The organism is Pseudoalteromonas sp. TB25 (genome assembly GCF_000497995.1).
Classification (GTDB): Bacteria; Pseudomonadota; Gammaproteobacteria; order Enterobacterales; family Alteromonadaceae; genus Pseudoalteromonas; species Pseudoalteromonas distincta.
Genome location: NZ_AUTI01000202.1, coordinates 12,069 through 35,345, shown reverse-complemented (window position 1 = coordinate 35,345; position 23,277 = coordinate 12,069). Strand labels below are relative to the sequence as shown.

General features: G+C 39.0%; 27 protein-coding genes and 3 tRNA genes. 13 read left to right on the top strand and 17 right to left on the bottom strand.

The genetic code is table 11. The features are described from left to right. The first annotated feature begins 6 nt into the window (after positions 1-6). The 3 genes from L652_RS0105085 to L652_RS0105075 all read left to right on the top strand — a co-directional run bounded on the left by L652_RS0105085 (position 7) and on the right by L652_RS0105075 (position 397). Positions 7-82, top strand: a tRNA-Gly gene (locus tag L652_RS0105085). Positions 83-125: 43 nt separating this feature from the next. After that, a tRNA-Gly gene (locus L652_RS0105080) sits at positions 126-201 on the top strand. 120 nt (positions 202-321) lie between these two features. Beyond that, positions 322-397: transfer RNA gene (locus L652_RS0105075), tRNA-Gly, on the top strand. A 231-nt stretch (positions 398-628) separates the two neighbouring features. Here L652_RS0105075 and L652_RS0105070 read toward each other — a convergent pair. The 3 genes from L652_RS0105070 to L652_RS0105060 form a co-directional block, all read right to left on the bottom strand. Continuing rightward, positions 629-1,057 carry a secondary thiamine-phosphate synthase enzyme YjbQ gene (locus L652_RS0105070; protein WP_024595808.1) on the bottom strand — a complete coding sequence of 143 codons (429 nt, stop codon included), beginning with the start codon at positions 1,055-1,057 and terminating at the stop codon, positions 629-631. Further along, positions 1,054-1,521, bottom strand: a complete 468-nt coding sequence (locus L652_RS0105065) for a chemotaxis protein CheX (RefSeq protein WP_024595807.1) — start codon at positions 1,519-1,521, stop codon at positions 1,054-1,056. Before L652_RS0105065 ends, L652_RS0105070 begins: the two co-directional genes overlap by 4 nt. A gap of 75 nt (positions 1,522-1,596) precedes the next feature. Then, complete coding sequence (locus L652_RS0105060; protein ID WP_002957918.1) at positions 1,597-2,034, bottom strand: transcriptional repressor; 438 nt, start codon at positions 2,032-2,034, stop codon at positions 1,597-1,599. A 95-nt stretch (positions 2,035-2,129) separates the two neighbouring features. Here L652_RS0105060 and L652_RS0105055 point away from each other — a divergent pair, with 95 nt between their 5' ends. The 8 genes from L652_RS0105055 (at position 2,130) to L652_RS0105015 (ending at position 7,804) form a co-directional block, all read left to right on the top strand. Continuing rightward, positions 2,130-2,750, top strand: coding sequence for a MarC family protein (locus L652_RS0105055; protein WP_002957920.1), 621 nt, complete (start codon positions 2,130-2,132; stop codon positions 2,748-2,750). A gap of 123 nt (positions 2,751-2,873) precedes the next feature. Next, positions 2,874-3,806, top strand: a complete 933-nt coding sequence (dusA, locus tag L652_RS0105045; protein ID WP_024595806.1) for a tRNA dihydrouridine(20/20a) synthase DusA — start codon at positions 2,874-2,876, stop codon at positions 3,804-3,806. Positions 3,807-4,050: 244 nt separating this feature from the next. Further along, on the top strand, positions 4,051-4,731 hold the full coding sequence (locus L652_RS0105040; protein ID WP_024595805.1) for a PspA/IM30 family protein: 681 nt from the start codon (positions 4,051-4,053) through the stop codon (positions 4,729-4,731). A 9-nt stretch (positions 4,732-4,740) separates the two neighbouring features. Further along, on the top strand, positions 4,741-4,947 hold the full coding sequence (locus L652_RS0105035; RefSeq protein WP_002957924.1) for a PspC domain-containing protein: 207 nt from the start codon (positions 4,741-4,743) through the stop codon (positions 4,945-4,947). A 172-nt stretch (positions 4,948-5,119) separates the two neighbouring features. Next, positions 5,120-5,446, top strand: coding sequence for a hypothetical protein (locus tag L652_RS0105030; protein ID WP_024595804.1), 327 nt, complete (start codon positions 5,120-5,122; stop codon positions 5,444-5,446). Positions 5,447-5,522: 76 nt separating this feature from the next. Next, a complete protein-coding gene (locus L652_RS0105025) occupies positions 5,523-6,035 on the top strand; it encodes a copper chaperone PCu(A)C (protein WP_084324646.1) in 513 nt (170 codons plus the stop codon). An 8-nt stretch (positions 6,036-6,043) separates the two neighbouring features. Then, entirely contained in the window at positions 6,044-7,030 is a 987-nt protein-coding gene (locus tag L652_RS0105020; protein WP_024603343.1) for a DUF2333 family protein, read from the top strand. A 3-nt stretch (positions 7,031-7,033) separates the two neighbouring features. Continuing rightward, positions 7,034-7,804, top strand: coding sequence for a TIGR04219 family outer membrane beta-barrel protein (locus tag L652_RS0105015; protein ID WP_002957929.1), 771 nt, complete (start codon positions 7,034-7,036; stop codon positions 7,802-7,804). A 33-nt stretch (positions 7,805-7,837) separates the two neighbouring features. On the opposite strand, the gene L652_RS0105010 is transcribed toward L652_RS0105015, so the two are convergent. Together L652_RS0105010 and L652_RS0105005 are read right to left on the bottom strand one after the other, a co-directional pair. Further along, complete coding sequence (locus tag L652_RS0105010) at positions 7,838-8,725, bottom strand: TIGR03899 family protein (RefSeq protein ID WP_002957930.1); 888 nt, start codon at positions 8,723-8,725, stop codon at positions 7,838-7,840. Continuing rightward, complete coding sequence (locus L652_RS0105005) at positions 8,694-9,275, bottom strand: SRPBCC family protein (protein ID WP_024595802.1); 582 nt, start codon at positions 9,273-9,275, stop codon at positions 8,694-8,696. Before L652_RS0105005 ends, L652_RS0105010 begins: the two co-directional genes overlap by 32 nt. Before the next feature lie 111 nt (positions 9,276-9,386). Between L652_RS0105005 and L652_RS0105000 the strand changes: the two genes are divergently transcribed. Both L652_RS0105000 and L652_RS0104990 read left to right on the top strand, forming a co-directional pair. Then, the gene (locus L652_RS0105000) at positions 9,387-11,576 is read left to right on the top strand and encodes an EAL domain-containing protein (RefSeq protein ID WP_024595801.1); all 2,190 of its coding nucleotides are present in this window, start codon (positions 9,387-9,389) and stop codon (positions 11,574-11,576) included. Positions 11,577-11,976: 400 nt separating this feature from the next. Beyond that, positions 11,977-14,154, top strand: coding sequence for a YgiQ family radical SAM protein (locus L652_RS0104990; RefSeq protein ID WP_024595800.1), 2,178 nt, complete (start codon positions 11,977-11,979; stop codon positions 14,152-14,154). 168 nt (positions 14,155-14,322) lie between these two features. Here L652_RS0104990 and L652_RS0104985 read toward each other — a convergent pair whose 3' ends face one another. From L652_RS0104985 to L652_RS0104930, 12 genes are all read right to left on the bottom strand, one after another. Continuing rightward, the gene (locus L652_RS0104985; RefSeq protein WP_024595799.1) at positions 14,323-14,874 is read right to left on the bottom strand and encodes a protein disulfide oxidoreductase; all 552 of its coding nucleotides are present in this window, start codon (positions 14,872-14,874) and stop codon (positions 14,323-14,325) included. A gap of 58 nt (positions 14,875-14,932) precedes the next feature. Then, the gene (mgtE, locus tag L652_RS0104980; RefSeq protein WP_002957935.1) at positions 14,933-16,291 is read right to left on the bottom strand and encodes a magnesium transporter; all 1,359 of its coding nucleotides are present in this window, start codon (positions 16,289-16,291) and stop codon (positions 14,933-14,935) included. Between the two features lie 132 nt (positions 16,292-16,423). Then, on the bottom strand, positions 16,424-16,696 hold the full coding sequence (locus L652_RS0104975; protein WP_002957937.1) for an HPr family phosphocarrier protein: 273 nt from the start codon (positions 16,694-16,696) through the stop codon (positions 16,424-16,426). 42 nt (positions 16,697-16,738) lie between these two features. After that, positions 16,739-17,584, bottom strand: coding sequence for an RNase adapter RapZ (rapZ, locus tag L652_RS0104970; RefSeq protein WP_024595798.1), 846 nt, complete (start codon positions 17,582-17,584; stop codon positions 16,739-16,741). 18 nt (positions 17,585-17,602) lie between these two features. Beyond that, a complete protein-coding gene (gene ptsN / locus L652_RS0104965; RefSeq protein WP_024595797.1) occupies positions 17,603-18,055 on the bottom strand; it encodes a PTS IIA-like nitrogen regulatory protein PtsN in 453 nt (150 codons plus the stop codon). Positions 18,056-18,059: 4 nt separating this feature from the next. Further along, positions 18,060-18,347 (bottom strand): ribosome hibernation promoting factor, encoded by a 288-nt coding sequence (hpf, locus tag L652_RS0104960; protein WP_007580301.1) that lies wholly within the window; start codon positions 18,345-18,347, stop codon positions 18,060-18,062. A gap of 26 nt (positions 18,348-18,373) precedes the next feature. Next, positions 18,374-19,873 (bottom strand): RNA polymerase factor sigma-54, encoded by a 1,500-nt coding sequence (locus L652_RS0104955; protein ID WP_002957941.1) that lies wholly within the window; start codon positions 19,871-19,873, stop codon positions 18,374-18,376. Between the two features lie 69 nt (positions 19,874-19,942). After that, a complete protein-coding gene (lptB, locus tag L652_RS0104950; protein ID WP_002957942.1) occupies positions 19,943-20,668 on the bottom strand; it encodes an LPS export ABC transporter ATP-binding protein in 726 nt (241 codons plus the stop codon). Beyond that, entirely contained in the window at positions 20,665-21,210 is a 546-nt protein-coding gene (gene lptA, locus L652_RS0104945) for a lipopolysaccharide transport periplasmic protein LptA (protein ID WP_002957943.1), read from the bottom strand. Before lptA ends, lptB begins: the two co-directional genes overlap by 4 nt. Next, complete coding sequence (lptC, locus tag L652_RS0104940; protein WP_024595796.1) at positions 21,200-21,754, bottom strand: LPS export ABC transporter periplasmic protein LptC; 555 nt, start codon at positions 21,752-21,754, stop codon at positions 21,200-21,202. Before lptC ends, lptA begins: the two co-directional genes overlap by 11 nt. After that, the gene (gene kdsC / locus L652_RS0104935; RefSeq protein ID WP_007580311.1) at positions 21,751-22,302 is read right to left on the bottom strand and encodes a 3-deoxy-manno-octulosonate-8-phosphatase KdsC; all 552 of its coding nucleotides are present in this window, start codon (positions 22,300-22,302) and stop codon (positions 21,751-21,753) included. The genes lptC and kdsC overlap by 4 nt, the downstream gene beginning before the upstream one ends. Beyond that, the gene (locus L652_RS0104930; RefSeq protein ID WP_002957946.1) at positions 22,303-23,274 is read right to left on the bottom strand and encodes a KpsF/GutQ family sugar-phosphate isomerase; all 972 of its coding nucleotides are present in this window, start codon (positions 23,272-23,274) and stop codon (positions 22,303-22,305) included. It lies immediately after the preceding gene. Positions 23,275-23,277: the final 3 nt, after the last annotated feature.

Below are 23,277 nucleotides of genomic sequence, written 5' to 3'. Positions count from 1 at the left end.
AAAAATGCGGTACTAGCTCAGTTGGTAGAGCGCGACCTTGCCAAGGTCGAGGTCACGAGTTCGAGCCTCGTGTACCGCTCCAATTTCTAACCAAAAGAAATTGAGTGATTAAAAGAAGTAAAAATGCGGTACTAGCTCAGTTGGTAGAGCGCGACCTTGCCAAGGTCGAGGTCACGAGTTCGAGCCTCGTGTACCGCTCCAATTTCTAACCAAAAGAAGTTGTAGTGTTGAATGAAAATATAATGCGGTACTAGCTCAGTTGCTAGAATGTTGAACGCGACCTGTCGCGCACCAACGTAAAATAACTAAAGAAATAAAAATGCGGTACTAGCTCAGTTGGTAGAGCGCGACCTTGCCAAGGTCGAGGTCACGAGTTCGAGCCTCGTGTACCGCTCCAATCTTTTTATATCCTTTCAAAATTCTCTGTATTAAAAATCATAAATAAAATTATAATTTAAAATCTCTCTTATCTACTTTATTCTTTGTGCAATATTCAGCATTAAAGTTTTGGTTGTTAGAAGCTATGGTTTCTCGCGCGAGCTATACGCCTACAATAAAGGTGTTGTACTTTGAAGTTATGAGGTATGAGTGAGGTAAAGAGTCAATACTTTGAAACCGGGAGCTTTTATTAAAATAGCTCACCCTGAATAGTTGCTATAACTCGTCTAGAGCCACCAGAATCGCGATGTTCACCTAAATAAATACCTTGCCATGTACCTAACGCTAAATAGCCATTTGAAATAGGAATACTTAACTCGCAGCCTAACGTACTGGTTTTTATGTGTGCAGGCATGTCATCGTCACCTTCATAATCGTGGCGATAATAAGGTTGACGCTCAGGAACGAATTTATTGAAATGGCTCTCCATGTCCATACGAACAGTAGGGTCTGCATTTTCGTTTATTGTAAGGCTCGCTGAGGTATGCTGAATAAATAAATGTAACAAGCCAACTTTATAACTCGCCAGTTCAGGAAGCTGAGACAATATTTCGTCATCGATTATATGAAAACCTCGCGGGCGAGGCTTTAATGTAATTTGCTTTTGCTGCCAACTCATAGTTTATCGAAACTAACTTCAATGTTTGCATTACCAGCGTCACAGCTAAATGGCATGATGATTTTTTTACCTTGGCTTTTATGAGTAATTGTATGGCCCTTACCAGATACCACAATAGGCGTTGCCATATCAAAGTCGAAGCCTTTCTCGCCAAGTAAGTTTTTAGCACCACCGGTTACCATGTTGGTTATTTCACCAACCATATCGGTAACTTCTTCATCTATAGCATCAGGGCGTTCGCCAAGCATACGCTCCATGATAGTTAATGCTAGCTCTTCATCAAATGTAATTGAAAATGATCCTCGCGTTTGCGGGCCAACCATGCCAATCAAACCTGATACATCACCACAGGCTATTTCATCAGTTTTAATGCGAGGTTTACCTGGCTTCAATTGAGTTTGAGCCATAGTGCTCAAAACATTAATTAAAGAAGATAAAAAAGGATTGATGAATTCTACATTCATAGTGGCTACTCTTAAATTTGTTCTGTGAAATGACTATATAGTTTGAGTATAGTCACTAAGGATAACTTTGAAGGATTATGATGCTCTGCAAGATTCACATTTACCATGTGCTTCTATTGTTTGCCCTGATACAACAAAGCCACCTTCGGCAGCTAAATTATTTAGCTCATGCGAAATTACACTCGAGTGTAATTCTTTGACAAAACCACAGGTATCGCAAATTAACAATTGTACTGGGTGTATATGATCAAAATGATGACACAGCATAAATGCATTTGTGCTTTCAATTTTATGAATAAAACCTAGCTCAGCTAAAAAGTCTAATGCACGATAAATAGTTGCAGGTTTAGCACCCGTTTCAGTTATTTTTAATTGCTCAAGTAAATCGTATGCACCAACACCACCTTGTGCGCTGGCTAATAGGCGAAATACTTTCTCGCGGATAGGCGTAAAACGCGCACCACGGTTGTCACAAACTTGTTTTGCTTTACTTACGAGTGATTCTATATTCATCATTACTCTTATCCTTATGCTACCGTGATATACTAACATACTGTGTTGTAGTTGCAGCGTTTTTATTAAGCGCTTTTTACCTAGGAAACCCAGTAATGCACGAACTATTGGCTATATTTATTTTCTTTTTTGCGGTTATTGACCCCATTGGTACTGTACCTGTATTTATTGCAGTCACACGTGGTGATGATGAGAAATTTAAACGCAAAGTTATATATAAAGCGGTAGGCGTATCTGCATTAGTGCTCTTATTTTTTGTACTTGCAGGTGAGCAATTACTTAACGCAATTGAAATTCCACTTTCGGCTTTTCAAATAGCCGGCGGTATCATATTACTTATTTTTGCGCTTTCAATGATATTTGGTGAAAGTAAGCCTGAAGCCGAAATTAAAAGTGTACGCGACAGCACTGAAACCGCTATTTTCCCGCTTGCGATTCCCTCTATCGCAAGCCCTGGCGCTATGTTAGGCGCCGTATTAATGACTCGTAATGAAGAATATACTTGGGTTGAGCAGTTACTAACGTCTTCGATGATGCTTGCTGTATTAGCGGTTGTACTGGTTTTGTTACTGCTTGCAACACATGTGCATAAATTAATTGGTGACAGTGGCGCAAGTATAATAAGTAGAATTATGGGGCTTATTTTAAGCTCGGTTGCAGTTACCAATATTTTAAATGGTATAGCCCATTATTTTGGCTTGCAGGTTTTCTCTTAACATTGATGCTCGCTAGGCTTTTGTGTAAAATGCAGCGCCTTTTAAGCTGTGCTTAATAATTTTAATACCCTGAGGTTTGCTTTGAATAAATGTACTTTGGATAGACGCTTTTCTGTGGCCCCAATGCTTGATTGGACTGATCGCCATTGTCGTACTTTTCATCGCAAAATGACTAAACATACTGTGCTTTATACTGAAATGATAACCACAGGGGCTATTTTATTTGGTCGAGGCGACTACTTACATTTTAATAAACACGAAGGCCCAGTTGCACTGCAACTTGGTGGCTCTGATCCTAAAGCGCTTGCGCAATGTGCAAAGCTCGCAGGTGAGCGTGGCTATGACGAAATAAATTTAAATGTAGGTTGCCCGTCAGACAGAGTTCAAAATGGCCGATTTGGCGCATGTTTAATGGCTGAACCTCAATTAGTTGCTGAGTGTGTTGCAGCAATGAAAAACGAAGTAAGCATTCCTGTTACCGTTAAAACGCGTATTGGTATTGATGAGCAAGATTCGTATGAGTTTTTATGTGCGCTTATTGAAGCGTCTCATAAAGTAGGGTGTGATGATTTTATTATTCATGCTCGTAAAGCATGGCTCAATGGTTTAAGCCCGAAAGAAAATCGTGAGGTTCCACCGCTTGATTACCCACGTGTTTATCAACTTAAAAAAGATTATCCGCAGTTAGACTTAAGCCTAAATGGCGGTGTTAAAACAGTTGAGCAGAGCCTAGAACATTTGCAACATATTGATGGCGTAATGATTGGGCGTGAGGCTTATAGCAACCCATTTATGCTCAATGACGTTGATGAGAAAATTTATGGTGATTCTGCAAACACGCAGTCACGCCACGACGTAGTGCGTTCAATGTATGACTACATTGAAGAAGAAATGCGTTTGGGTGCTAATTTTTGGCATATTGCACGTCACATGCTCGGTATTTTTCAGGGGCAGCCTGGTGCGCGAGGCTTTAGACGCCACCTTTCTGAAAGTGGTCACGGTAAGCAAGCTGATTTATCGGTAATGGATAAAGCATTAAGCTTTGTACCAGAATAAAATTAAGCTTTAAAAATTCTAAATTTTAGCCACTTTCGAGTGGCTTTTTTGATCCTAAAAATTAGTCAAAATCATAATTTATTGGCCAATTACACTCTATGTTGTTCAGCTTAAAGTCACTAAAATTCAGAGTGGTTTTTATTTAATATAATGATTTTAAACGCTTTATTTTCGTTTTGATGGACTTGGCACAACTCTTGGAATCTTCTTGTTGAAATTAATTAAAAATCAACAGGAGAATACCATGGGAATATTTAACCGCGTAAATGATGTAATTCAATCAAACATTGTCGCCATGCTTGATAAAGCAGAAGATCCAGAAAAACTTTTAAACCTAATGCTTACCGAGATGCAAGATGCATTGAATGAGTCCCGTAGTACAGCAGCCGCTTTATTGTGTGAAGAGAAAGTGATTAATCGCCAAATTGATACTAAAAAAACAGAATTAGCAGCTTGGCAAATTAAAGCAGAACGTGCGGTTGAGAAGGGCAGTGATGACCTTGCTAAATCAGCTTTACTTGAGAAGCAACGCGTTAACGAAAACATTGAAAATAAGCAAACTCAACTAGAAACTTTGCAAGAGTCTATTGCAAAAATTAAGTCTGATTGTGAACGCTTGCAGCAAAAAATGGCTATGGCTAAAACTAAGCAAGCTCAGTTAATGCAACGCCATAATGTTGCTATTGCTAGAGGGCGAATCAGTACGCAACTACAAAGCGATAAAGTAGCTCATGCGTTGTCTCGTTTTGAACAAATAGAGCAGCGTGTTGAAGGTATTGAAGCTCAAGTAGAGGCTTATGAGCTGACTGATACAGCAAGCTCTACCAGTGCCCAAATTGAGTCGTTAGTTAAAAATGAAAAAATTGATGCTGAGTTGGCTCGCTTAAAAGCGAACTTAAATACTAATTTAAAACACACTGCTTAGGAGATTGCTATGAACAGCTTTAATCGTCAACAAGGTTGGTATAAAGATACTTTGAATAAAAAAATATCGGGTGTGTGTAGTGGTTTAGCCCATAGATTGGACTTTCCGGTTTGGGCAACCCGCGTAGTTACTATTTTATTATTTTTGAGTTTTCCGTTTGCAGTTGCACTTGGCTATTTTATAGCGCATTGCTGCCTTGAAAATAAAGAGTATTAATAGCAACAGGCATAAATATTTGAACAATTTAACGAATTAAATCACCCTATAACGTTATTAAAAATTTTAATTTAGAACAGCTAAGTATAAAAATTTTTGCCTAGTTATAGCGCAATTTTCTTATCGTTAAATAGGCCTCATATATAAGCCGGTTGGTATAAGGAGAATTACTATGAAAGCTTTGGCAGTATGTGTATTTATCTATTTATTACTGTTTACTGATTTAATAACGTTTGTGCAGATTGATTCTTGGCAGTTGCCGTTATGGATTGCTGACATTAGTTGGGCTGGGCTCGAGCTTGTAGGTGCTTTGGCCGCAATTATTGCTGTAGTTGCGGTAGTGGCTTTAATTACTATGGGATTAGTTGGTGCGGGTGTAGTGGCATTAGCAGGGACTGTTTTAGCGCTTTTATTCGGATCTATAATGATTGCATGGCCGTTACTATTTGTTGCAGTGTTGTGTTGGCTTGTTGCCGATAACAAAAAAGTAGCCTCTTAATCCTTAATTTGACTGACTATTATAGGTTAACTATGTTAAATTTAGCCTGTAATTTAAAGTTTTCATAAGGATAAGAATGATGACGAAACTATGTTTTTCGATGGCTTCTGCATTAATATTTAGTTTTTTTTCGTCATCGTTGGCGGCGCACTCAGGGCACGATCATGGTTCTGATGTAGCTGTGCTCGAAGTAACTAACGCGCAAGTTAGAGAGTTTTTACCTGGCAGTACTTCAACTGTAGGTTATTTAACCCTTATTAATCACAGTGGAGCCGCAGCAACTTTAACTAAGGCAACTATTGATGGCTTAGGGCGTGTTGAAATACACGAGCATTCACATGTAGACGGCATGATGAAAATGCAACAAGTTGAATCGGTTGAAATTAAGGCGCACGAAAGCGTCAGCTTTCAGCCTGGCGGTTATCATTTAATGGCATTTGAACCACAAGAGCCATTAAAAGTAGGACAAGAACGTAAACTCACACTATATTTTAGTGACGGTAATCGCTTATTTACTAATGCTCAAGTCGTGTCGCTTGAAGCGCAAGCTAAGCAGTCAAAACCATCTACTCAACACGCTCATCATTAGGAGTACACATGTCGCAACATAAAGGAAAAATAGCAGGAATAATTGTTTTACTGCTTATCATTTTTTACGCAATTGCTGTTTATTGGAGCACAGAACCTTCACGTTTTGACGTTGTTGCCAACGCGAAAGAGCAAGCGCAGCTTCGTAATGAAAAAATAGTAACGGGTTATGTAACTACTTCTACATTAATTACGGTAGCCAATACCTTACTAGATAAACCGGGTGGCTACTTATCAAATGATGTAATACCACCAAGTATTATTATGGATGATATGCCAGCGTGGGAATATGGCGCACTAGAAATGGTACGTGATTTATCGCTTTCTATGCGAAAAGATTTTAGCCGTTCGCAATCACAGTCTACGGAACATGAAGCCCTTAAAAAGGCGCAGCCGCAGTTTAATATAAGCTCTGAGGCATGGGCATGGCCAAGTGCCGAAGGTGAGTACCAAAAAGGTATTGACTACTTAATGGTATATCGTGGACAAATTGCTAATGAGCATGAGCGCGATAGCCAATTTTACGCACGAGCAGATAACTTACGTAGTTGGCTTAAAGAAGCTGAAAAACGTTTAGGTAGCTTAAGCCAACGTTTAAGTGCGAGCGTAGGCCAAGAAAAAGTGAACACCGATTTAGCGGGTAATTCATCTAATAAACAAGCAACTCTTGCGCCACTGCAGCAGCAAGTAAGAACACCATGGTTGGAAATTGACGATGTGTTTTACGAGTCGCGCGGTGCAACTTGGGCATTACTGCATTTTTTACAAGCGATAGAGTATGACTTTAATGACGTACTTGAAAAGAAAAATGCACGTGTAAGCTTACAACAAATCATACGTGAACTTGAGGCCACTCAAGAAACAGTATGGAGCCCACTTATTTTAAACGGCAATGGTTTTGGCTATGTGGCAAACCATTCTTTAGTTATGGCAAATTATATTTCTAGAGCCAATGCGGCTTTAATCGAACTCAGCGAACTACTAGCTCAAGGATAAAAAATGAAAAAGTATTGTTTAGCAGCAGCCCTTTCAATGGCATGTTTAGCACCAGCAGCGCAAGCTGACACTCTACTAGGTTTATACGTAGGTGTTGATGGGTGGAAGTCAGATAACGATGGTCAATTTTCTTATAAAAATAATGCATCTCAAGATTTCAATTTTGAAGATGAGACGTTTGTAAGTTATTACGCGGCGCTTGAGCACCCAGTGCCATTAGTACCAAACATCAAATTAAAGTATACAGAGCTTGAGTTAAATGGTTCTGCGCTGCTTACAGATACATTTAGCTTCAATGGTTCTGATTATGTTGTTGGTTCTACTGTAAATACGGTAAGTGATTTAACGCATATTGATTATATTTTTTATTATGAAATTTTTGATAATGACTTAATCTCAATTGACTTAGGTTTAAATGCTAAGCAGTTTGATGGTGATATTGTTGTAAATGGTACTACTCAAAATGGTGGTACTAACTTTACCGAAACAAAAGATTTCTCTGGTTTTGTTCCTCTTGCATATGGCCGTGCCGAAGCTGGCTTACCTTTTACTGGTTTAAGTGTATTTTTTGAAGGTAGCTTTTTGGCTATTGACGATAGCAAAGTACAAGATTACCAAGTAGGCGTAGCGTGGGAACTTATTGATAACCTAGCAGTAGATGTTGCTGTTAAAGCAGGTTACCGCTCTATGGTATTAGAACTTGATGATGTAGATGATATTACTACTGATATTGATGCATCTGGCCCATTTGCGGGTATTCAGGTTCACTTTTAATTAGTATTTTCTAATTAAACAAAGCGTGGCATATTATTTTATTGCGTGCCACGCTAAATCAAACTCTCCCTCCAGCGCATTATTAATTAACTGCTTATAAATTTTATTTACAGGAAAATTAATGAGTTTAGATAACTCATCACCTGTTTGCGTGAATTTATAATAGCTTAATACCAAGTCACTGCTTTTTGCTTTTAACGTTACTTTTTGCGATAAAAATGAAAGGGTAAGTTCTTGCCCCGCTTTAAGTACTGCAGATTCAATTTCTTTTCTATACAGTAAATTAAGATCCATAAGTGTTAAAATATCAGGAAAACTAATACCTGTTTTTCCTAAATTTAGAGACACTTTATTGCCTTTTCGTAGCAAATCAAACAATGACGGTTTTTTGTAAAAGCCGAGTAAAATAAAGTGGCTGTCGTCTTTTTCGTTATAGCCTGAGAGCGACACACATTTTTGCAAAGAGTCAGCTTCTCGCTGTGTCATATGCTTTAACGTTTGCAGGCTTTTAATTGAAAACGTACCAGGGTTGAGTGTTTCTCCCGTTAAAATTTTGGCCCATAAAGTTTGCATTGACGCATTTGAAGTATCTTCGCACAGTGCGATAAAGTGCTCTACCCAGTCAGCATCGGGTTGTTTACTACTTGCTACATCGGGGCAAAACCCCATAGCCATTGCTAAAATTGACTCTATATTTTGTTGTTGTTTTATTAGTAGTAAATCTTGGCGCTTTTGGGCACGAGCTAAAACAGAGTTTTCACTGTTGATATGATAAAGCGGCTTAACTTGGCCTTTAATATCGTAATTTTGTTCGGGGGTAGGCAGTATTCCGTTACTGCCTATTTTTGTTATAGGGTAACCAAGTAAGGATTCGATAATGTTAGCAAGGTTAATTCTCGCTTGTGCTGTCTTGACTGGCATGGCTGTGCATTGTCCTTTGTGAATGACTAAGCTGAGCAACAGTTTTAAGGTTATTTAACCCCATTGAAACTGTATTACGGAGCACATTTTCGCTCAAAATTGCGGTGTAACCCGATATTAAAGGAGCGGTTGTTTGTCCGTTAATCTTACATATTAGAGTGACGATACCGTTTTGCTCACTAAAATTAAAAGTCCCCCTAATAATATGCTCAGCATTTAAAAGTATATTAAAGCTGACCTTATTTTGACTCACCGAAGTTATGATCATTTCACCATACCCCCATTTTCCCTTCCAAGACTGATGAGCACCCAGGCCAGAGTTCGGTTCGCCCAAAGTAAAACGTATACTGGGGTCTACTTTTTCCCATGGAGACCATTTTTGCCATTGATTAAAGTCAGTAATAAGCGGTTTTACTGCGTCAATATTTGCATTGATTTCTATTGTTTTATTTACATTATAACTTTGGGGAAGTATCAGCCCTACCAGTACTAATACCAATAACAATAACAGTACGCCTTTGATTAATATTTTTAATGGTTTAATAAGCACACCTTCTATTAATTTTTTGAGTTGAAATACAACAACTTTTTATTAATCGACTATAGTATGAATTAGATTATAAACCAAAAATAATTGATAAATTGCTACCTAGGAGAGCGAATGTCGTCAGATCAAAACGATTTTTTATTTTTTGAACAAGACTATGAAGATGATGCAGTTATTGAGCCGACTAAGTTTTGGGATATTTTAATTGTTGATGACGAACCTGAGATCCACTCTGTAACAAAGTTGGCTTTGTCTGGAGTTGAGTTTTGGGGGGCAGGCTTGCGATTTCATGATGCCTATTCGGGCGCTGAAGCAATAGAGATTTTAGCTAAAAATAACAATATTTCAGTTATTTTTTTAGACGTTATTATGGAAACTGACGATGCTGGCTTGCAGGTTGTAAAAAGGGTGCGTGACGAATTAAATAATCAACATGTAAGAATTATTTTAAGAACAGGGCAAGCTGGTAATATACCAGAGGAAAAAGTAATACGTGAGTACGACATAAATGATTATAAAACTAAAACAGAACTCACTCGCTCTAAATTAGTAACATCGCTCATAACCGCTATTCGCTCTTACGAGCAGGTATGCCAGCTTGAATATCAAAGTGATGCAATGAACACGATTGTTTTTGCATCAAAGTCTATTTTAGGGCTTACTGATATTAAGCAACTATGCAAAGAAATCATCAAGCACATGAGTATTATTTTAAAGTGTTCACCTCGAGGGCTTGTGTGCAGCAAATTAGATGGCGATGACTTTATTCAAGTCTTAGGTGGTTGTGGGCATTACGAAAACTACTTTGGTGAAAAATTAATTAATGTTGATAGCAAAGTATTTAAACAAGTTGAGTTGTGTTTTGATTTATCAAAGCATCAACATACAGACTCAAGTGCAACATTTGTATTAAGAAGTAAGCATAGAAAAGCGGCTTTATATATAGAATGTGACCATGTTCCTTTGCCAGCGCAGTTGCAGTTTGCTGAAATCTTCTTAACAAATGTGAGTGTGGCCCTCGATAATATAAGGCTGTTTGTAAAGTTAAGGGATGCAGCTTATAAAGATGTGCTTACAGGTATTTCAAATCGTACCAATTTTATTGAACGGGTAGTGCGCTATCAAAAGCCGCACGTGAATGATTATGTATTTGTACTACTTGATATAGTTAATTTTGCAGATATTAATAACGGCTTAGGGCAAGAGGTCGGCAATAAAGTATTAATTGGCATTGTGCAAAGGTTAAAAGAAAACTACCCGACAGCTAAATTACTATCTCGTATTGGTGCTGATGTTTTTGGTTTTATTATTCGCCGTGATGAACTCGACTTAAAAAAATTGAATGAGCAGTTAGGTGTTCCATTTTGCGCAGAAGAGCATACATTGCCTATCGATTTTAGATTGGGTTTATGCCAACAGCAAGACTTTCAAAGTAGCGGGATTGATACACTTAAAGTTGCTTATATTGCACTTAATCAAGCTAAAAAAACAAAACACAAAGAGGGAATTTATTACAGTGTAGACATGCAAGATAAAATGGCTTGGCGCATAGGAATTATTAGACAATTACGTCATGATTTTGCTCGAAACAAGTTAGAGGTATGGTATCAACCTCAACTTTCATTAGGGGACTTGTCTTTAATTGGGTGTGAGGCATTACTTAGGTGGCCCACCGGTAACGGATCATATATATCGCCAGCGGTATTTGTTCCACTTGCAGAAGATGCGGGCTTGATTGTTGATATAGGGCAGTGGGTTTTAGAGCAAGCTTGCCAACAACAAAAGCGCCTAGAAAATATGGGTACCGAAATTTGTATTGCGGTTAATGTGTCTGTTCCGCAGTTTAAAGTAAAAGGCTATGCTCAAAACGTTAAAAATACATTATTAAAATATGGTGTTAAGCCAAAAAACATAGAGTTAGAAGTCACAGAAAGCGTAGTAATGGATGAACTCGAAACTGTTATTAATACACTTAGAGAGCTTCAAGAGTTAGGGATTGAGGTTGCTATTGATGACTTTGGGACTGGCTTTTCATCGCTTAGTTATATACAAAGTTTACCCTTGGATAGGTTGAAAATAGATCGTGCATTTATTAAGGATCTGCCAAATGATGACACTGGCGCTATTGCTGCCTTAGTTATTTCTCTTGGTGCTAAGTTGGGTTTAAAAACGATTGCTGAAGGCGTTGAAACACAAGAACAAGCTCAGTTCTTAAAAAACTTAGGCTGTGATGAGGTACAAGGTTTTATGTATGCTAAACCCATGCCTGAGCATGAATTGATAGAATTTATAAATAAACGCTAAAAAAGATTAACTTATTATTATTTAAGTTAGGGCGTGTTGAACTTTTGTGATTAATTTTGCAGCAGATTGTTTGGTATTTAGGCAAGGCAGAGCCTATGTAGTGTGGTTGTTCCCCATAAATAGGCGATAACGCAGCATAAATGCCAAACATGCGCTGCCCTTTGGGTTCTTTCTAGGGACGATTAACTCTTTGTTGCTCGGTTTTTACTTAGCCCGCTAGGTTACAAACCTCGCGCCGCGATTAAATCGCCCCTAGATTGAACAAATTTCAATCCACAAAGATCAACACGCCCTAATGAACGATTTAGAATTTAAAGCGCGATATGCTTTGACTACTTTGTATATATAAAGAATTTAGTAGGGTATAATTCGCGCCTTTTGTTATTCTACGGCCACAATTATGAGCACACTCAAAGCTAAGCGCGCCTTATTTTCATACCCGAAATACTGGGCTGAATGTTATGGCACCGCGCCATTTTTACCAACTACACGTGAAGAAATGGATGCACTTGGCTGGGATAGCTGCGACATAATAATAATTAGTGGCGATGCGTATGTTGACCATCCTAGTTTTGGTATGGCTGTAATTGGCCGTGTACTTGAAGCGCAAGGCTTTAGAGTGGGGATTATTGCCCAACCTGCATGGAACTCTAAAGATGCATTTATGGAGCTCGGCAGACCGAATTTATTTTTTGGTGTAACAGCCGGCAACATGGATTCGATGATCAACCGCTATACAGCGGAAAAACGCATGCGCCACGATGATGCTTACACGCCTAATAACGTTGGCGGTAAGCGCCCAGATCGCGCCGTGATGATTTACTCGCAAAAATGCCGTGAAGCATACAAAGGTATCCCAATTGTTATTGGCGGTATTGAAGCCAGCCTTCGCCGTATTGCTCATTACGACTATTGGCAGGAAAAAGTACGTCGTAGTATTTTGTTTGATGCAAAAGCCGATATTTTAATTTACGGTAACGCAGAGCGCCCGCTAGTTGAAGTTGCACACCGTATTGCGGCGGGTGAAACGATGGATACGATTCAGGATATTCGCGGCACGGCTGTTATTCGAAAAGAGCCTCTACCTGGTTGGCGTGGCAGTGATTCTACCGCTATTGATAAAATTGGTAAAATCGACCCTATTCCAAACCCATATGGCGCGGATGATGTTGGCTGTAGTAAATCAGAATTTAAACAAGCGGGTATTGATTTAAAAGCAGAAGCGGCAAAACCAATCATGGTTCAGCCTGCACGTCCTAAGCCGTGGGAAAAAACCTATGTTAAGTTACCTGCTTATGAGCAAGTAAGTGTTAACAAACCTTTATACGCCCATGCCTCGCGAATTTTACACCAAGAAACAAACCCTGGTTGTGCAAGAGCGCTTTACCAACGACATGGCGATCGCTCTATTTGGGTAAACCCGCCAGCATATCCATTAGAAACACATGAGATGGATGCTGTATTTGGTTTGCCGTATCAGCGTATTCCTCACCCAAGTTATGGTGATGCTAAAATACCTGCTTACGATATGATTAAAACGTCAGTTAATATTATGCGTGGCTGTTTTGGTGGTTGTTCGTTTTGCTCAATTACAGAACATGAAGGGCGCATTATTCAAAGTCGTTCGCAAGAATCTATTATTGAAGAAATTGAACAAATTAGAGATAAAGTTCCCGGCTTTACTGGTGTTATTTCTGATTTAGGTGGCCCAACGGCGAATATGTATAAGCTGCGCTGTACTAGTAAAAAGGCCGAGAGTACCTGTAGACGCTTATCATGTGTATATCCTGATATTTGTAAACACATGGATACAGATCATACGCCAACAATAGATTTGTATAAAAAAGCACGTGAAGTTAAGGGTATTAAAAAGGTATTGATTGCTTCAGGTGTACGTTACGATTTAGCTGTACGCGACCCGCGTTACGTTAAAGAATTAGTAACGCATCATGTAGGCGGTTACTTAAAAATAGCGCCAGAGCATACAGAGGATGGTCCATTATCAAAAATGATGAAACCAGGTATGGGGGCGTACGATCAATTTAAAGAACTATTTGATAAGTACTCTAAAGAAGCCGGTAAAAAGCAGTATTTAATACCTTACTTTATATCTGCTCACCCAGGTACAAAAGATGAAGACATGGTAAACATGGCTTTATGGCTTAAATTAAACGACTTTAAGCTTGATCAGGTACAAAATTTTTACCCATCACCTATGGCTAATGCGACGACTATTTACCATACAGAGATGAACTCTTTACGTAATATAAAAAACAACTCAGAAGTTGTTCCAGTACCTAAAGGCGCACGCCAACGTAGATTACATAAAGCTATTTTACGCTACCACGATGCAGCTGGTTGGCCAATGATACGTGAAGCTCTACGTAAAATGGGTAAAGCTAATTTAATTGGTAAAGGGCCTAACTGTTTAGTGCCAGAAGAAGGGCGCGATGAAAAAGCAGGTAAAGGTGGTAAAAAAGGTGGGCGTCCGGCACTAACGCGACATACCGGTTTTAGCCAATTTAAAAAGGCAAACACTAAGCCAAAAGTAGGCGGTAATCGTCAAAGCACACGTTAGTAACTTTATTTTCTAATAGATAAGGCTAATTGCGGTACGCGTTTTTTAGCTTTTGTATACGTAAATTAAGTAAGCTTTGCTCTTTATTATCTATATTATTGTAGGTGATAAAGAGTGAGGTTTTAGAGCCCCTCTCTTTAGATATCCTGTGCTAAGTTTAGCTTTTTTTTAAAGCATTGATGATAACCACAAACGCAATTTAAGTGACCATAACGGCTGAATGCCGGTGAGTCCTTGCGTCATTTTATTATCTTTTAAGATTATATAAGATGGCGTGACATGTCCCTGCCAATCGGAAAATATCTCCCCGTGTTGATCGTTAACAGTACTGAAGCTGTAGCCTTGCTCATTTAAATAATCATGCAGCTCTTGAGCAGAGCCTGACTTTATCGCGATGCTCACAACAGCGTATTTATTCTCGTTTGCGAGTTCGTTTATGGCAGGGGAGGTAATACTACAAATAGGACACCAAGTTCCCCAAAAATACACAAGCGTGGGTTTATCTTGGCTCATTGCTGCTAAATCAATGTTTTGCCCTTTATAGTCGATTAATTGTAATTGAGGATTTGCTGGCATGACAGGTTGCTGCCACCAATTAACGGCGGTATAAATGACGAAAAATATAGAGCCATATACCAGTACACTTTTTAATATGGATACGCTTTTTTGTTTTAGCGTTTTTTTAGGTATGTCATTTTTATGTTTGGTATCCGTTGCCATAGCTACTGATTTACCCTAAGTATTTTTGCTGTAGTTTTTTACATTTAAAGCGTTTAATTTATATCAGCAACCATGTAGCAGTACCTAAAAAGGCGAATATACCAACAATATCAGTCACCGTGGTTAGCACCACACTCCCTGCAAGAGCAGGGTCTATATTCATTCTTTTAAGAATTATTGGAATACTTGCACCAGCAACACCTGCCACCACTAAGTTCATAAACATAGCGAAAGCGAGTACGCCACCAAGCATAAAGTCCCACTGCCATAGCGCAATAACACCCGCAATTAATAGTGACCACAAAATACCGTTTAGCGCGCCAATGGCCAGTTCTTTCATCATCAAGAAACGTTGGTTTGTTTGGTTTATATGACCTACTGCAATACCACGGATAACAAGCGTTAATGATTGGCTACCAGCAACACCACCCATAGAAGGGACAATACCGTTAAGCACAGCCAAAATAGGGAGCACATCTAAAGTGCCTTCAAAAAAGCTAGCTACAAAAGCAGCTGCAAGTGCGGTTAGTAAATTAACTCCTAGCCAAACTGAGCGTTTTTTAGAGCTTTTTAGTACAGGCGCGAATGTATCCTCTTCATCATCAAGACCGGCTAGGCTTAATAAGCTATGCTCGGCATCTTCTCGGATTACATCAACGATGTCATCGATAGTAACACGACCGAGGAGTTGGTCGTTATCGTCCACCACAGGGGCCGATATCCAATTATGGCGCTCAAATAATTGCGCTACTTCACTTTCATCCATTGATATTGGGATAGACTCACAATCTTCATCCATTAAATCGCGCACAATTTTTTCTGGCGGATTAGTTAATAATGTACTCAGCGATAAAGCGCCTATAAAGCAGTTATGTTTATCAACAACATATAAATCATCTGTACCCTCTGGTAACTCACCACGCAGTCTAATATAACGAAGTACAACATCGAGTGTTACATCAGGGCGAATGGTCACCGTATCGGTGTTCATTAGCGCACCTGCTGAACGCTCTTGATATGACAGTGCTTGCGTGGCACGTTCACGGTCTTGAATGTCCATCGCGCTAACAACGTCTTTATAGACGGTATCTGGCAGGCTACGTAATACTTCACCTAAGTCATCGTGGCCCATGTCTTCAGTTGCGGCGGCAATGTGCTTAGGTTCCATTTGGGCAATAATGCCTAAACGAACATCTTCAGATAATTCTTCAAGAACATCACCCTGCACATCAGGATCGACCAATTGCCAAAGCAGTCGGCGAATTTTATGCGGTGATGATTCTAATAATAATGCGGTATCACAAGGAGCCGTTTTTGCGAGCATGCGCCTAACTTGAACAAATTGACCACTATTGAGTGACTTCGTCACCTGTTTTAGTTGCTGTAGTGGGTAATCTTGTTCAAAAGCTTCAGGCATTGGCGTCCTTTATAAATTGTTATATTACTTTATGGGGGGGAGGTGAGTTAACTGGCGTTACTAACCTATCTATTTTATATATCTGTTTTAATTGAAGCATTAGTAATGCGAATATTGTTTTTATAAAACAGGTTATTCTTGTTCATTAAAGCGTTGTGCTATTAATTCTCCAACAGCGTGTAAAGCTTGCTCAGAATCAGGGCCTTTACAAACAACTTTAACTTCTTTTCCTTGGCTACTTTCAAGTAACATTAGTGCAAGTACGCTATCGCCTGCTGCTTCTTTGTCATCTTGGAATAATGTGATTGTCGCATCAAATTGTACTGCTAATTGCGCAAGCACAGTAGCTGCTCTGGCGTGTAAGCCTAATTTGTTTTTTATTAAAAAGGTATCTTCACAATGCATAACTTACTCTACCTAAGCTGAACAGGTGATTATTCAGCTATATTATTTTTCTTGCTCGCGATGGCGAATTTTTACATTGGGATGTGTCATTGCGAAACTTTCACCGATAGTTTGCGCTAAATACACAGAGCGATGTTGCCCGCCTGTACACCCAATAGCAATGGTTAAATAACTGCGGTTATTTCGTTCTAAATGTGGTAACCACGTTTGTACAAATGTTTGAATTTGCCATGTGAATTTTTGCACTATGCTGTGATTAGCTAAATAGTCTTTAACCGGTTGATCTAACCCATTTAAAGGCTTTAACTCTGGTTCCCAGTGTGGATTTGGTAAAAAGCGTGCATCAAATACGTAGTCTGCTTCTTTTGGTATACCGTGTTTAAAACCAAATGATTCAAATGTGACAATCAGTTGCTTATCTTTTTTACCTAAAATCTTTTCACGAATAGATTCAGCGAGTTGATGAACACTTAAATCAGTCGTATCTACCATAAAGTCGGCGCGAGTGGTTAATACATCAAGTAATTCTTTTTCTTTTTTGATGGCTAAATCAAGCGGCAACGAGTCTATTGATAGTGGGTGTAATCTGCGTGTTTCAGAAAAGCGTTTGATCAATGTCTGATCGTCGCTATCTAAATAAAATAACGTAGGGTTTGCAAAGCCTGGTAAGTATTCAAGAATATCGTTAAATTCATCTTGTTCTTTAGGGATGTTGCGCACATCAATGCTAACAGCAATTTTATCGTAGCTATCAGACACACTGCGAACTAATGAAGGTAGTAGGTTTACTGGAATATTATCAACGCAATAATAACCTAAATCTTCTACAACGCGCAAAGCAACCGACTTTCCAGAACCAGAACGGCCGCTTATGATAATTAACTCCATTTAACACCCTTTATAAAACTATGATTGATCGACAATAACTTGGTAAAGCTCAGTATCAGATTTTGCACTGCGTAACTGTTTACAAAAATCTTTGTTGTTTAGTTTATCAGCAATGGTTGCTAGAGTCTTTAAGTGCTGCTGGTTATCGCCATCTGGTACGATGAGTGCGACAAAAATATCAACAGGGCGATTATCGATTGCATCAAAGTTTATTGGAGTTTCGCTAACGAGCACTAAAGCCAAAGGCTCTTCTGCACCGCTCATTCTTCCATGAGGAATAGCAATGCCACGCCCTATACCTGTACTACCTAATTTCTCTCTGCTCATTAAAGCATTAAGAATATCTTGTTGCGGTAAATACGGAAGTTTGTCGTGAGCAAGTTCGCTAATGAACTCTAAAATTCTTTTTTTGCTATTAAAAAGGACCGCAGCTTTGCTGCAGTCCTGGCATATAAGTGAACTTAATTTCATCATATTAGTGTCGAGCAAGCTTCTCTTTGTGTTTGATTACTTGGCGATCGAGCTTGTCGATCAACGAGTCAATAGCGGCATACATATCTTGATGTTCTGTAGAGGCAAATAGCTCAGCACCGCTTACGTGTATTGTGGCTTCTGCTTTTTGATTTAATTTTTCTACATCGAGAATGACATGAACATTATTTATATGATCAGAGTGTCTTTCAAGCTTCGCAAATTTAGTATTAATATAGTCTCTTAGTGAATCGGTTAATTCTACGTGACGACCAGTTAAGTTTAGTTGCATAAGCATTACCCTCTTAGTTTAGCGTCTTAAATCAGACTTTTACGCTGATTTGACGGTGGAATAGCAAGAGATTCGCGGTATTTTGCGATTGTACGTCTTGCTACTTTAATTCCTTGCTCAGCCAATATATCCGCTATTTTGCTATCACTCAATGGTTTTGCTGAGTTTTCTGCTGCGATTAATTTTCGGATAAGCGCACGTATTGCTGTAGATGAACATTCACCACCGTTTTCAGTACTTACATGGCTTGAGAAAAAGTATTTAAGCTCAAATATACCACGGGGTGTATGCATGTACTTTTGAGTAGTTACGCGCGAAATTGTCGATTCGTGCATTTCTACCATTTCAGCGACATCATTTAAAACCATTGGTTTCATGGCTTCAGGGCCATGTTCAAAAAAGCCTTGTTGTTGCTTAACAATACAATTAGTAACTTTTAATAGCGTGTCGTTTCTACTTTCTAAGCTTTTAATAAACCATTTAGCTTCTTGTAAATGTGAGCGAATAAACTGGCTGTCGCCACTTGATTTTACAGTGCGAGACATTGCCGCGTATTGGCTATTAACACGAATTTTAGGCATGCTATCTGGGTTTAATTCGACAACCCAGCGGCCTTTAATTTTTTTAACTGACACATCAGGAATAACATACTCAGATTCTTCCCTTACTATAGTATCTGCAGGTTTTGGGTTGAGAGTATGTATTAGTGTCATTACTTCTTTAAGCTCTTCTTCTTTGAGCTTAGTTTTTTTCATTAATGTACGATAGTCGCGAGCTGCTAATAGATCAATATGCTCGGTTAAAATCATTTTCGTTTCATTAATGTAAGGTGTTTCTTTATCAAATTGATTAAGCTGAATACACAAACACTCTTGTAAACTACGTGCAGCAATACCAACAGGATCAAACAGTTGGATGCGTTTTAATACCGCTTCAATTTCATCAAGTTCGACTTCGTTATCATCTTCGTTTTCTTGATTAAAGCTTTCTAAAATTTCTTCGCAGCTTAGTGTTAAAATACCTGAATCATCGACGGCTTCTACAATCGCAATAGCGATGGCTTCATCGGTAGGGCTAAATGGCGTTAGTTGTAATTGCCACATTAAATACTCATGGAGCGTTTCAGTAGAGGCGCCTTGGTATATAGATTCATCTTCAGGCATTGGACCTGATGAGGCTGCAGGAGCGGCACTCATGTACTCATCCCAACTAACATCCATAGCCATGTCGTCACTTAGCGTGTCTTTTGCAAGTGCTTCACCAGTATCTTGTTCGTATTCGCTCGGAGCATCATCAGCAGATGCGCTAACAGTTATGTCATCGGTATCAGCTTTTTGCTCGTTTTTACCAGCAGCGTCTTCGGAATAGTCTGCCTCTTCAACCTCTAATAGTGGATTACTGTCGAGAGCTTCTTGTATTTCTTGCTGGAGATCCAATGTACTGAGTTGCAACAAACGAATAGCTTGTTGCAACTGTGGAGTCATTGTAAGTTGCTGGCCCATGCGCAGCTGTAGTGATTGCCTCATGTATCTCTAACAATCCTTTTATGTTGTTATAATTAATACTAGCAGATGCTTAAAGACATGGCGTAAATGTTACAGCCTAAATTGCTCGCCTAAGTAAACATCGCGTACTGTTTTATCATTTAATACGTGTTCTGGAGTACCTGATGCAATCAGCTCCCCATGAGAAACAATGTAGGCTTTTTCACAAACATCAAGGGTCTCTCTTACGTTATGGTCGGTAATTAATACACCAATCCCACGATTTTTAAGATGTTCTATTATTTTCTTTATATCTAATACCGAAATAGGGTCAACACCGGCAAACGGTTCATCCAGTAGTATAAATTTAGGATCTGCTGCCAGCGCTCGTGCTATTTCTACACGACGACGTTCTCCACCCGATAATGCCATACCTTGGCTATCACGAATGTGTTGTATGCTAAATTCATCTAATAAGTTATTGAGCGTGTCTTCTCTGGCTTGTTTATTTAGTTCTTTGCGTGTTTCTAAAATGGCCATTAAGTTTTGATAAACAGTCAGCTTTCTAAAAATCGATGACTCTTGTGGTAAGTAGCCTATGCCTAATCTAGCACGACTATGCATAGGTAAAAGAGTAATATCGTTATCATCAATAGATATTTTACCTTTGTCGCTAGGAACAAGCCCTACAATCATATAAAAAGTCGTTGTTTTACCAGCACCGTTAGGGCCAAGTAAGCCAACTATACTGCCAGCTTGTACTTCAAGGCCGACGTTTTTTACAACTTCACGACCTTTATAGCTTTTTGCCAATAGTTCTGCTTTTAATGTGCTCATGGTTGACCTTTATCGCCTTTTTTACTTTTTTTAGTTTCGATCGGTACTAAAATTGTGTGAACGCGGTCAGTTGAGTTTTCATCTTTTTCGGCACTGATGAGCTGCTGCTCTATGTCGTAGGTAATGCTTTTAGCATTTATTTTTTGTCCGGCTTGCGATACTTGTGCATTACCAACAAGCGTTAAAAAACGCTTAGATACATCATAACGTACTTCGTCAGCACTGGCGCTCATAGTCGTGCCGTCTGATTGCTTTTCTTCAAAGTGCGCAGGGCTACCTGTGGCAATTAATAATTGTTTATTATCACCAAGTTCATCACGTTTGTGTACTTCTAGGCGATCGGCTGTAATGCGGCGATTACCGTGAATAATCTCAACGTTTTTCTCAAAAATACCCACATTAGCTTTTAATTGACCTTCTTGCTTGTCGGCACTTATTGAAATTTGATTGGCAGCAGGTTGCGTGTTTTGTTCTGCAGCACTACTATTAAACGCTAGTATAAGTGTAGGAATTATCAGTGATTTTAATATTTTATTGGTCATAATATATGGTTCGCGTATGGTTAATTAGTTTTATCACTTCGGTTTTTAAGTCGGCTTCTAGGCCTTTACCGGTGATTTTTAAATTGGGTCCAGTGATAATGACGGGTTGCTCCGAACGCATTGTTAATAACTTTATATCAACCTGAATATTATCAGCATTGATTTTGTCTATCATGACGTTATCGGTTAAATTTTTGGCAACCACATTACCTTCTAAAATTAATTGTTTATCTTCGTATAATGTTGCTTCGTCTGCATTTATTTGCCACGTTTGTTGTTCGTTATATAAAGTAAAAATGGGTTTTTCGAAAAACGTGAAACCTAATTGCTGGTATAGCTCCATTTTAGCCGCAGTGACTTTGTGGCTAATTTTACCTTGCTCATCATAGGCTGTCTGTTTGAGCTCAATAGCTATGTAATCAGGCTTAGCAACAACTTCAGGCTCAGCCTGAGGCACAATATTTGTTTGTGTAAAATAAGGGTACCAAAGCCAAACCATACAGCTAATGAATAAAACGCTTAATATTATGCGCGCTGCATTCATGAACTAGTGCCTTGTGTAGTCAATGCTTTACCATTTTCAAGCATGAGCAAATCGGTGAGTTCTCTCACAGCACCAAAACCGCCAGGCATTTGCGTTACATAATGTGACAAACGCTTAATAAGCGGGTGGGCATCATTTACTGCAACGGCAAAGCCTACTAACTCCATAACAGGCATGTCAGGACCGTCATCACCAATATAAGCAATTTGTTCATCGCTAAGGTTGAGTTTATCTTTTAATTCTTGATAGGCAATGAGCTTATTTTCTTGGCCTTGATAAATATGCTGTACGGTTAAGCTGCTCATACGTTGTTGTACTATCTGTGAATGACGACCAGTAATAACAGCTACTTCAAAGCCACTGTTTATAAGTGCTTTAATGCCAAAACCATCTTTTGTATTAAATGCTTTTAGCTCTTCACCTTGATTGCCAAGGTAAATACGGCCATCAGAAAATACACCATCAATATCGCATATAAGTAGTTTTACTTTTTTAGCGCGTGCTTTTGCATCATCGCTCAGCGGTTGATAGAGTTCTTCAAATTGCATTTATAACACTCCTGCTTTTAATAGGTCTTGCATATTTAATGCGCCAATAGGTTGGTTTTTCTCATTGACGACGATTAGGCCATTTATACGTTTACGTTCCATAATATTGAGCGCTTCAGCGGCTAAAATATCTTGCGTAGCTGTAGTGCATGACTTAGTCATAACAACATCTATTTGTGTTGTATGAATATCAATTCTTTGTTCTAAAATGCGACGTAAGTCACCATCGGTAAATAACCCTACGAGTTGCTGATTTTCATCAACAATGGCTGTCATACCTAACCCTTTAGCTGACATTTCTATTAGAGCATCTTTAACTGTTTGTGAAACATCAATAATAGGTGTATTTGCGCCGCTGTGCATAACATCTTTTAAAGTAAGTAATAAGCGCTTGCCTAAACTACCACCTGGGTGAGATAGCGCGAAGTCATCAGCTGTAAAGCCGCGAGCTTCTAATAATGCAACTGCCATGGCATCGCCCATCGCAAGCGTTGCAGTGGTACTTGATGTAGGGGCTAGACCCAATGAACAAGCTTCTTTTTCTACTTTAATGCACACATGTACATTAGCAAGGGTTGCCATTGTTGATTGTGTATTGCCAGTCATCGCTATCATTTTGGCACCAAGTCGTTTTAAAACCGGAATGATATTTAAAACTTCGCTGGTTTCCCCTGAATTAGAAATAAGCATAACCACGTCATTTTTAGTGATCATACCTAAATCACCATGACTTGCTTCACCAGGGTGAACAAAAAACGCAGGGCTGCCAGTGCTTGCAAGGGTTGCCGCTATTTTATTGCCAATATGGCCTGATTTTCCCATGCCAATAACAATAATACGGCCTTCACAGTCGTACATTAATTGGCACGCGTTATGAAAATTTTCATCTACATATTGTGCAATATCACTAAGTGCTTGGCGCTCAACATCTAAAACGCGAAGGCCTTGTTCAATAAAGTTTAGCGTTGCCATCAT